8 protein-coding genes are annotated in these 11,393 nt (G+C 29.7%); 7 read left to right on the top strand and 1 reads right to left on the bottom strand.

The features are described from left to right. Positions 1-164 precede the first annotated feature (164 nt). From AC0L4B_RS11100 to AC0L4B_RS11075, 6 genes are all read left to right on the top strand, one after another. Complete coding sequence (locus AC0L4B_RS11100; RefSeq protein ID WP_473436963.1) at positions 165-1,847, top strand: CotH kinase family protein; 1,683 nt, start codon at positions 165-167, stop codon at positions 1,845-1,847. Between the two features lie 180 nt (positions 1,848-2,027). Continuing rightward, a complete protein-coding gene (locus AC0L4B_RS11095) occupies positions 2,028-2,408 on the top strand; it encodes a hypothetical protein (RefSeq protein WP_473436962.1) in 381 nt (126 codons plus the stop codon). Between the two features lie 553 nt (positions 2,409-2,961). Beyond that, positions 2,962-3,768, top strand: coding sequence for a DUF4238 domain-containing protein (locus AC0L4B_RS11090; protein ID WP_473436961.1), 807 nt, complete (start codon positions 2,962-2,964; stop codon positions 3,766-3,768). Positions 3,769-4,260: 492 nt separating this feature from the next. Beyond that, on the top strand, positions 4,261-4,404 hold the full coding sequence (locus AC0L4B_RS11085; RefSeq protein ID WP_473436960.1) for a hypothetical protein: 144 nt from the start codon (positions 4,261-4,263) through the stop codon (positions 4,402-4,404). A 568-nt stretch (positions 4,405-4,972) separates the two neighbouring features. Next, entirely contained in the window at positions 4,973-5,626 is a 654-nt protein-coding gene (locus AC0L4B_RS11080; RefSeq protein WP_473436959.1) for a hypothetical protein, read from the top strand. A gap of 867 nt (positions 5,627-6,493) precedes the next feature. Continuing rightward, positions 6,494-6,799: a hypothetical protein gene (locus AC0L4B_RS11075; protein ID WP_473436958.1), complete on the top strand. Its 306-nt coding sequence runs from the start codon at positions 6,494-6,496 to the stop codon at positions 6,797-6,799. Positions 6,800-7,033: 234 nt separating this feature from the next. Here the strand turns inward: AC0L4B_RS11075 and AC0L4B_RS11070 are convergent, their stop codons facing one another. Next, positions 7,034-10,282, bottom strand: coding sequence for a fibronectin type III domain-containing protein (locus AC0L4B_RS11070; RefSeq protein WP_473436957.1), 3,249 nt, complete (start codon positions 10,280-10,282; stop codon positions 7,034-7,036). Between the two features lie 466 nt (positions 10,283-10,748). Here AC0L4B_RS11070 and AC0L4B_RS11065 point away from each other — a divergent pair, with 466 nt between their 5' ends. Then, positions 10,749-11,363, top strand: a complete 615-nt coding sequence (locus AC0L4B_RS11065) for a hypothetical protein (RefSeq protein ID WP_473436956.1) — start codon at positions 10,749-10,751, stop codon at positions 11,361-11,363. The last annotated feature ends 30 nt before the right edge of the window (positions 11,364-11,393 follow it).

Below are 11,393 nucleotides of genomic sequence, written 5' to 3'. Positions count from 1 at the left end.
ATAAATTAGCATAAGCAAATAGAGTTATAAAAAACACAATTAATTTATACAACCAAATAAGATTATACTTATCTTTATATTATAAAACACATATATAATATATCAATTGTCAGCTTAAATTCAATTTTAATCTGTAACCATATATCAGGACTAGCCATTAAAAAATGAAAGTATATTTATTAATATTAAGTTTCATCTATTCGATAAACTCATACTCACAAACACTAACTATTAATGTGTCTGAAAATAAATTTGGAATTGATGAAACCCTTTCTATAATTGTATCTCGAATCCAAAATATTGAAGATTATCAAGATATTGAAGATTACGATGAGATTGTTATTACTTTAGGTCAAAACGATTATAGTTTTATTTCACACCCTAGTAGCCTAGAATATTCAAATTCATATATAGTAGAAAGCATAAACTCTTCAAGTCAGTACACGCTTTATTTTACGCAAACACCTATTATTAAAATAAATACAGACAACGAAATCGTTGACGAGCCAAAGGTATTAGCGACTTTAGTTTACACTGATAATGAACAAACAGTATCTTCAAATATTGGGATTGAATTAAGAGGTGGCAGTTCTCAAAGTTATCCCAAAAAAACATATGATTTAGAATTTTGGGAAGATGAGACTGGAGAGGAAACACTAGACTTTCAATTTGGAGAATTACGTGAAGATGATGATTGGATTTTAGATGCATTATACAATGAACCATTAAGATTAAGAAGTTTTACAGCTTCTAAAATTTGGAAAGAGATACACACACCATATTATATTGATGATGAAGCACAGGCTAAATCTGGTGCAGATGTCATGTATGTTGAAATTTTTATAAATGATAAATATAATGGCATATATAACCTTTCTGAACAAGTTGATAGGAAACAATTAAAACTTAAAAAGTTTAATGGAAATATGAGAGGCGAATTATATAAAGGAACTTCCTGGGGAGCTTCCACTTTTACTAGTTTACCTGATTACGATAACAGTAACAGAGTATGGAGTGGTTATGATTTTAAGCATCCTGATGAAGATGAAATAACCGACTGGGATAACCTCTATCAATTTACTGATTTTGTGATGAATTCTTCTGAATCAGATTTTGCAACTAATATCTGGTCTAAATTTGATGAAGATAATTTTATAGACTATTTCTTGTTTCTAAACTTAATTCGTGCAACAGACAATACTGGTAAAAATATTTATCTAGGAAAATACAAAACTAATGAACCGTACTTTTACATACCTTGGGATTTAGATGGTTGTTTTGGAACTATTTGGAATGGTACTAACCAAAACATCACTGATGACATTTTGACTAATGGTTTCATGGATAGATTTATAAACGAGAACCCTAACAACGCATTTACTAACACAGCCAGTAAATGGTTTGATTATAGAAGTGATATTTTTAGTCTCAATTCTTTATCAAACTCTATTATAAATCAGTATGTTTTTTTACAAGAGAATAAAATTTACGAAAGAGAATCGTTAGTATATTCAAATTATTCATTCGACAATCAGAGTTTGACATACACTCTAACTTGGCTAGAAAACAGGTTAGAATATTTAGATATTTATTTTGGAAATCTCCTTTCAATTAACTCAATTACAACATCTAATAAGTTTAACATCTACCCTAATCCTGCATTAAACAGAATTCATATAGTTTTTGAAGAAGAAATTAATAATAAATATTATAAAATATATAATAATAAAGGACAACAAGTTAGTAATGGAGTTATTGAGGATAAGCAAATAGATATTGAAAAACTAGAAAAAGGTATTTACTTTGTCATTATTGATGGCATCTCATTTAAGCTAATTAAAAACTAACTATTTTTTTGCTAAAGTACTTCTGTAATCATCATCATAAATAATACAATAAATTTATACGATCAACGTAAGATTACATTTATCTTTAGAATATAAAACTCCAAATGAGGTATAAATTATAAGCTTAAAATCAATCATAAATTATAAGCCTATTTCAGGACTAAACATTTAGAAAAGTTGATGACACCTAAACAAGAAGAAAGAATAAAAAATAAAATAAAGAAAATTAAACGTGCCCTTCAAGCTGACAAAAAGCATTGGGGTGGATTTTATCACGATGGCGGTGGATTAAGATATTTACCACCTGAATTATACTTGAAATTAGAGGATTTTACAGGTGCATTACGATACTTCAATTGGTTTACTAAAAATTTTCCTGAAGACATAGGCTATCCCATCTTTCTTTTTGAATGGACAATTACTCTTTTTAAAACAAAAAGAATTGAACAAGCCGAAAAAAAGCAATTCAAACATTCGTGTCTAACACTTATATTTTTGACAAATTTCTTCAAAAAACATCTCTACAATTTGAAAAATCTGAATCTTCAAACTGGCAGTTAGAACAACTAATTGAATACTTTGAATATTCTAAAAACCAAGATTATTTGATTGATTTCGGAAAATGGCTAGAGACTTTTACTACAAGTAAAAAATTTTATGACTTTGCAAATACATTTATTGAATTGAGACAAAAATTAGAAAACGAACCTGTTGGAAATATTAGAACCACACTTATTAAGAGAGAACAAGAGTTAATAAAAACGCATACCTGTTAAAACAAGTAAAACCAAGAAAATACTGCAATAAAACAAGTATAAACTCATTAATTTTTAGCTTAAAAACTTCTGTAAGAATTAACATAAATAATACAATAACATAGCTTGTAAACAGAATCTTAAAAAAAGACGACTTTTATCTCGATCAAACCTTTGATAAATTTGCATAAGCAAATAGAGTTAGAAAAAGTACAATTAACTTATACAACCAATTAAGATTACTTTTATCTTTAGACTATAAAACACCGAATATGGTATATAAATTATCAGCGTAAATTCAATTTTAACCTGTAGTCATATTTCAGGACTAGACATTTGACCCAATCATCGCAATCAGAATGAAAAACCAATCTTGGAGACATCATTATTTACCAGTTTTTTACTTAAAAGGTTTTACTAAAGAATCAAATAAGTTTAAAATATATAATGTTCAGGAAAAAAGGTTTATTAAAAATGGAAAGGAATTTTCACCAGAATCTTACTTTTTTGAAAAAGATGGTAACACAATAAAATTCAATGAATCTGAAACAGATTTTTTGGAAACTGAACATTATAGCCATTTTGATAATAATGCAGCAAAACTTATCGACAAAATTAATTCCTCTAACAATGATAACCGTTTCAATGTAGACGAAGATGATATGCCTGCTCTTAATCACTTTGTAAGTTTAATGTATTGGCGTTTACCTCATAGAAAAGAAGAACTAAAAGACTTCATAAAAAACAATGATTTAAAAACTTTAGGATTAGCCATAAAAAACAAAAAAGGAATTAATGACAAAAAATGTGAAGAGGCATTTAAAAATAGCGAACAATTTTTAAATGCTTATAAGTATTATAATTCTTTAATGGACTCGATGAGAGGATTTGAATGTAGAACACCATACACAATTATAGAAAGTACTGACAAGTTACCGTACTTGTGTTCTGATAATCCTGTTATTTTTGAAAAAAATGTAATGCCAAAAGTCTATGAAGATGATTATCTTTTTCCATTATCTGGAAATAGGTTATTTATAAAAACTAATAGAAGAGAAAATTTCCCAGCTTATTTAAGACTTATGGTTGATACTTTAGTTTATAAACAGGCTATAAAATATGTTGGTTGTACCGATGAAATATATATTGATATTTTAGAAAAATAATTTTGAAAAGTATAATATTTCTGTTGAGGATTTAAAAAATTATATATTTAACAAACTGAAATAAAAAACGCTACACAACACTGTATAAAATTAATTGCTAGTTCTAGTCTACTTACTAAAATCCTCGCGCATTTTCTATTCGGTTTTTATTTACTAAATTACGTACTTAACCACGCAACTAATTTTATACAAAACGTTGTGTACAATTATGAGAAACTTCCTGCTTATCATTTTAATTTCAATTTCTACTTCGAGTTTTTCGCAAGTAAAAATTGACACATCTGATGTTAAATCGATAAGATATGAATGGAATATAAATCCGAAAACTAACGACACAACTCTCTGGACAAAACTGACTGAATATAAAAGTGGATTCTTTTATGAAAAAATTGAATTCTTAAATGACTCTTCAAAATTTGGACACTTCTTTATCTACAAAGGAAAAAAACAGAATATCAAAAAAGAACTGATATTGAAAACCACGTTTCTGGAATGGGAAACGAAATTATAAATATTTACTACGATAAATTCAAAAATCCTGACAGTATTGTTTTATTAAAATATGAACCTGATTTTAAAAGAGTTACTACTGCGATTGAAAAAAATATAAAAGAAAAGGAAAACTTGATTTCATAACGGATTTAGACGGGAAGAACTATTTCAAATACAATCTGTTCGGGAAACTAAAACAAATTGAACAATACAAAGATTCTGTCTTATATAAAATAAGTGATTTCAAAAATGACCTTTTGATTAACGAAACATTTCCTACCAGAAAAAAATATCGCAAAAAGTTCACTTACGAATATGATATAAAAGGTCGATTGACCAAAAGAGATGATAAGGATTCTGAATTCTATCGCTACGAATACAACGAGTTTGGATTAAGTAAAATCGAAAAAGTGTATACGAAAAAGAATATTGTAATGGAATATACACAGTTGATTTATGACAAAAATGGCAAACTTGAAAGAAAAAAAGAGTTCTCTCGAAATCATAAATTGAGAAACGAATTTATATATGAATACAAATAAATGTACACAACAAACTACTGTGGTAAAAACTCATTAATTTATACACCCAAATAAAATTACACTTATCTTTAGACTATAAAACACCAAATATAGCATATCAATTATCAGCTTAATTCAATTTAAATCTGTAACCATATCTCAAGGGAAGAGACCTAAAAATAATTCTGTATATGAATTGGAAAATAATACTCATAATACTAATTGGCTTAACTGCATGTAAAAACAAAACCGAAAAGAATCCAATTAAAAAAATTGATAATCAAGATAGTTTATACTCTGAAATCAACAATAAACCAGTTTTAAATACAGAAACTAATACAAAAATAACAAACTGTAATTTTGATAAATTTATTTCCGATAACAGAATTTCACAAATTGCTAAAGACATATACTTAGATAGTAATTGGAAATTAGACAATGCTTTTAGGTTACTAGATAGCTTAACAACTAAAAATAAATATTCAAGACCATTCTATTTTAAAGTAGTAACGTTGACATTTCAAAAATCTGATGGAGCATTTTCTGAAGAACTCGGATATAAAGGAAAAGAATATGTTAAAAATAATACTAAGGAATTTGTTTCACATTTCAACTCTGAAAAATGCTTTAGCGAAGATGATTTAAGCATTTGGGTAAATATTGTTATGTTAGAGTTTAGTTTAATTGCTAACAATGAATTTGACAAAAATCTTATTAAAAACTACATTAACATATTAAATAAGAATTGTTCAGACTGTACAGAAAATCAAAAAAACACTCTAGAAAAATTTCATTCAACTTTGAGAGTTCAATGGAATGAATTGTTGAAACATTTATTAGTATAGAAAAAAGCCGAACCGCTAATAAGGTACTAAGCCAAAAAACAAATAAAAGCCCTCTAATACTCACCTAAACTACTTCATTAACAATCATCATATATTAGTCCTCATTTTACAATAACAAAACCTTGTTTTAATAGTGTATTACTCACTACTAAAGCTTATTTTTTACACTTCACTTTGGAATACTAATACTTCATAAATTACTTTCTAAAATTTCTTGTATTTACAAGCATAAAACTGTACATAGGTTGTAAAATTATTACCATTTAAAACCTCGATTACAAGGGATAATAATAGCCTAATTTACTACAATAGCAAACATTAGTACAAATAACTAATAATCAGATACATAACTCATGTGTTAAAATAGGTTATAGCGTGATTATAGCATGCTTATAACGTACTTATAACATGCTTATAGTATGTATAAAGAAAGTCAGTAAGGACTAAGCCTAATATAAAACCAAACAATTTAAGTATATAGCATTAAGGCTTGTGTAATTAAGTAGCCTTGGTGTACAACTTACACTAAAGACAACATCATCACAATAAGTATCACTAAACAATACAATTCTTATAAAAAAGCGAAAGCAAAACCAATCAATAAAACGCTTGAATACAAGTATAGCTTAAAACAAACCATCAAAAGTAAAGATCATACACAAAAAACAGCTAAGCAAGCAGACCATATTGGCAACAATTTTAAAGCACATTTTAGCCCAGAATTAAGAAAGCCTATCCAAGTACATTTAAATATCAAATACAGTCCTGTAGAAAATTAGTGTAAATTTACCTGAATTTACAATTTAAGAATTGAACAAATTCAAAATATTAACCAAAAAGAATCAACCTAAATAAGTATAATACATAATGCCAATTCCTAATTTCTCTCAATTTATGGACGAGGAAGATTTTAAAGAGTCTTTTAGTGACTGTTTAGAAAAAGTCGAAAAGCATAAAACAGATTTTATAAAAATTGAGCCTTTAGAAAGTTTTGAGTCGTTTAAAATTATAGAGCTTTTTGTTGAACAATTATCTGACCAAAACATAAAGTCAGATTTAAGCAAAGTGAATTGGAAAAATAGTAAAAACAAAATTAAACAGGTAAAAGCTAATGTATTCATAATTAAAGATGAATGCTCTGTAGAAGAATTAATTTTGAGCTTTTTGGTATAAAAAAAGAAATTAAAAAACAAAAGAAAGATTATAGACGCATGCAGATATCCTACTGAAATTCAATCAATAAACAAATTTTTATCATATTATAAATTCATGCCTTTATAACTTTCAATCTCCTTTGGGTTTTAAAACCGCTCTGAAAATTCAAATAAAGTTTTGGCCTTTAAAAAGAGTTAAGTTCACCTTTTTAGCAACCTAAAGGCATGAATTTAATTACTAGTTTCTATTTTTTTAGTTTACTAGAATTTTTTTAGTTGTAACAACACCTTGTTGTTCAATCCTTACAAAGTAGAACCCAGGATTTCCAAATAACGAACGATCTATTTTAAGATATTGTCCTTTAGTTTCTGTGTTATATACTGTATTACCTTGCAAATCAAGAACATTTACTTTTGATGTTTTAGAGTGTCCTAAATAAATAGTTAATGCACTTTCTTTTATTGGTGTTGGATATAAAATAATGGTATCCTCTTGTTCTTTAATAGTAGTATCAATTCTGGAAACAGCACCAGATGTAGCACTATCTATAGTAATTAATTTTGAAGTACCACCTTGAGAACAAACAGCACGTAACACCAACGTATACTCAGTACCTGATACTAAACCATTGATTGTTATTGGCGATGAAGTCCCACTGGCATAAGACGTTGCTATCGGACTATTTATGTTTCCGGCAAACTGTCCTTTAGGCCAAGCTCTTAACTCGTACGTATTGTTACCTGTAAACTCATTAAATCCTATTGAAATAGATTGGTTGGTATCACTCACTTTTTTTACTGAAGTCATATCAGCATTTACAGTACATGGTCCAGAGGTAACAGCATCAATTTGTGTTAATTCTGATGTACCTCCTGTGATACAAATGGCACGTATAACGACAGTATATTCAGTACCCGAAGCTAAACCATCAATAGTTATTGGAGAAAAATCACCAGCTTTATATGCTGCTGCTGTTGGAGTATTGACATTTCCTGCAAACTGACCTTTAGGCCAAACTCTAACTTCGTAGGTATTTACATTACTTAGTGTGTCAAATGCCAATGTAATGGAAGTGTCAGTTGCACTTGTACTCTCTAAATTAGAAATAGTCATATTAGCAGAACAAGTTTCTTCTACTCTTATAATTTTCCAATTTTGATTTGTATTACCTACAACGTATGGCCATAAGTGCATGGCGTTACCATTATTTCTATCCACGACCTTTTCGCAATGTAAAGGTTCTAAAAAATAATCATCAGCTACTTTGGTAATACCCCATTTTTGATGATTACTACTAGCTGATGTCCAAGTCCCTAAATTAACGTTAAGATTCTCTGTTTTATCATTGGTATTACAAGCCGCATAAGGTACTTCTAAAAATTCATTATTTCTAAGATTTTTAATTGTGTAATAAGTACCAACTTTGGTAATTTGCCATTTTGCACTATTATCTGAAGTAGCCGCAATATTTACAATACGTCCATTGGGACTGTTAATTTTCATTTCATTAGTTGTGTTTTGAATATAGTAAACTCCATCAGCTAAATTAGCATCTGGTCTAACACTATCTTCAATTCCAGTACTACAGTTTTCACCTGGTAAGTTGTAACAAACACCTGTAGGTCCTTGATTAATATCCCAATCTGGTCCAGGTACCCAATTATCTCCTACTTCATAAGCTCCCACATCTGGAGCTGCTCCAATATAACTATCTGTATAACCAGTAATAATTCTACCTGCATCTACTGCTACTGTCCCGTTATTTAGCCTGTAGTTATTCGAGTTAAAATTCATAAAAGAGGTTTGATCTACAAGATTATTTTGCTTATTAGATTGCGGTTCCCAAGTCCCTTCTGTTTCTTGATTTCCGCCTTGGTCTGTTCTATAAGTATCCGTAATATTATTCCATACTTTAACATTAGTAAATGCTGTACCTGCTTTATGCCAAGCTCCCATAGTACCTCCATCAGCTTTGACTAAGGTATTATTAAAAATATCAATATCTTTTCCATTCCAATTAATCTGAATATTTGTCCACTCGACATTCCAAACAACATTACGATATACACGAACATTCTCAGCATCATTATCTAAATAAATACCTGCAGCTTTCTTTAATTCGCCTCTACCTTCCGCATCATGAAACCAGTTGTGATGAATGTCCATATTTAAACCTTTATTAATGGTATAAAGTAAAGCACAATCATCGGCTATAAGATTACTATAAGATATATCATTCCAAGCGACTTCAGAATTTTTATTTACTATTTGAATACCATCTCTACCTCCACGAGAAATATTATTACGTAAAATCTTAGAGTTAACTCCTCCTCTAGCCATTATTGGCGCATCATAAGAACCTAAAAAATCAAAATCATGAATATAGTTATTTCTGATTATTGTAGCATTTCCTGAATCCCAAATCCCTGTAGCATCTCCAAAACCTATTTCAGAATTTTCTATAATTGTGTTTACAGACCCTCCTTTAATATCTACTGCATTAATGCCAGAATTAAAGTTAGGAGTTATACCTCTAGTCATACTTCCATATAAAACCTTTACGCCTTTTAGTTTATTACTGGTTCCTTTTACAAGAACATTTCCTCCAAATAAAGCAAGGTTTTCAATATGTATGTAATTACGATTTTCTAAGTCAGCCGTCACCGCTCTTCTTGACATCTGCACTTCACCATCTTCTGGTTTTATACCTCCTGGTAATTGCACAAATAAAGTATTTGAATTAGCATCAAAATACCACTCATTTTGATAATCAAGCGCTTCTTTTATTCCTTCTAAATAATAATCTCCAAAATCGCCTGGAGGATGGGCACCTACAATCCAGTTTTGGTCTTTGACAGCGTCAAAAGTTACTCTTCCTGAAGATTGGCTTTTTATCCATGCTCTCCAAGTAGTCCAACCTGATCCTGGACGGTCTCCATAAAACATAATGGATCCACCATTTGACCATTGCCAATTTGGAATATCTCCATCTGTTAAAAAAGCATTTATAGAGACCTCATCTTGACTTCCTCCGTCATTACGTAAAGAGTTTAATGTAAAACGATCTCCATCCGTATTATTTGGCCATCTAGCTAAATCTAATACAGTAGCACCTCTGATTACAAAGTTTCGCTGTTCTAAATCCCAATTAACAGTGGTTTTCCAAACACTTCCACCATCAGAGGTCCATCCGCTTAAGGCTTGCATTGCTGAAACAACAACTTTTTCGCCTTGTTTAGAGGTATAAACAATAGGGTTTCCTGGTGTTCCTGATTTTGAAGGTTTAATAGTTTCTTCATAAGTCCCTTCTCCAATAACAATGGTATTACCAGGATTAGCTACTGCAGAAGCTTTTGCTATTGTTTTAAAAGGTTGAATCTCCGTTCCAGGATTAGCATCATTTCCTGTTTTTGAAACATAAATGCGTTGCGCATGTATGCTAGTAAATGAAAAGAGGATAACTAACGTTATGACTCCTCTAAAGACATTAATTAATTTCATAATTTAATAATTTAATAATTTAATGGTTGATAATTTATTATTTAATTAAAAGTAACGCCTTTTTTTAACAAAAATCACCTTTTCATCTTGTTTTTAGACAAAAAAAATAAAATCATTCAATACAATATAAACCACAGCTTTTTTTAATGTGGATGTTTCTTATAAATTAGTTTATACCTAGTACTTTTTATCAACAAAACAGAAATCACACAAGAGTTCTTTTAGTCATGTAGCAACAATAAAACGAACTTACATCGATTAAATAAGAATTTTATAAAAAATTATTCTAAGAAAAAAACAATTATGACAATCGCGTCTTTTCTAACCAAATCTATTACTTCAAAAAACAAAAAAAGTAACGGAAAGACCAATGAAATCTGAAGCATTGTATTTTCACTGAATTCAGGGTGTAAAAGATACCTAAAGAACAAGACCTTTGCATTTTGAAACACGCTATACTATAAATATGACACCAAAAGAATTATCCCTATTACAAGAATCGGAGTTGAAGACCGAGTTTATCACTTATTTTAAACCATGGGCTTTAACCGTGCCATGCCTTGAAATACTAAAAACAATTGCCACTAAAATTGTAGCGATACATTATGATAAAGCTCTAAAGATAACTTTTAAAAACGAGGATGAAAATGAAGTCATCATCACTTTTGGCGCGCCTTATCAAGGCGATTTTAAAGACACGCCTTTTACAATACCAGACTCTTATAAAACGGTAGTTCAAATGCATAACACAATAATTTTTGGTGATGGCGTCCCTGATTATATAGACTTTTATGGGTATGATGGAGACGCGCCTTCTTCAGAATTTATGATGGAAGAACTTGAAGGTGATGAAGAAAGACATCAGGGCTTTTGTGATGCTGGTCAAAATTGGATTATCTGGGATCACCAACACAAAAATGCTTTAGGGGAACCGGTTATAATAATCGCGGACCATGGTTTAACTGTTGAAGATAATGAGCCTTTTCCGGAGCAAGATAAAATAGCTTTCGGTACGGGAGGCCTATTTATAAGATTAATGAGTCAATTTATATTAGACGAAGACAAATACGGTTGGGGATAAAACAAAACCAAACCTGTTAGATTTAAATGT

The sequence above is a fragment of the Olleya sp. NP1-10 genome (assembly GCF_055804415.1).
This window is presented reverse-complemented; position numbering and strand designations above follow the sequence as displayed.

Excerpts from the sequence above, each read along its gene's own strand:
- AC0L4B_RS11100 (WP_473436963.1), top strand. The coding sequence starts at position 165 with ATGAAAGTATATTTATTAATATTAAGTTTCATCTATTCGATAAACTCA.
- AC0L4B_RS11095 (WP_473436962.1), top strand. The coding sequence starts at position 2,028 with ATGACACCTAAACAAGAAGAAAGAATAAAAAATAAAATAAAGAAAATT.
- AC0L4B_RS11090 (WP_473436961.1), top strand. The coding sequence starts at position 2,962 with ATGAAAAACCAATCTTGGAGACATCATTATTTACCAGTTTTTTACTTA.
- AC0L4B_RS11085 (WP_473436960.1), top strand. The coding sequence starts at position 4,261 with ATGGGAAACGAAATTATAAATATTTACTACGATAAATTCAAAAATCCT.
- AC0L4B_RS11080 (WP_473436959.1), top strand. The coding sequence starts at position 4,973 with ATGAATTGGAAAATAATACTCATAATACTAATTGGCTTAACTGCATGT.
- AC0L4B_RS11075 (WP_473436958.1), top strand. The coding sequence starts at position 6,494 with ATGCCAATTCCTAATTTCTCTCAATTTATGGACGAGGAAGATTTTAAA.
- AC0L4B_RS11070 (WP_473436957.1), bottom strand. The coding sequence starts at position 10,282 with ATGAAATTAATTAATGTCTTTAGAGGAGTCATAACGTTAGTTATCCTC.
- AC0L4B_RS11065 (WP_473436956.1), top strand. The coding sequence starts at position 10,749 with ATGACACCAAAAGAATTATCCCTATTACAAGAATCGGAGTTGAAGACC.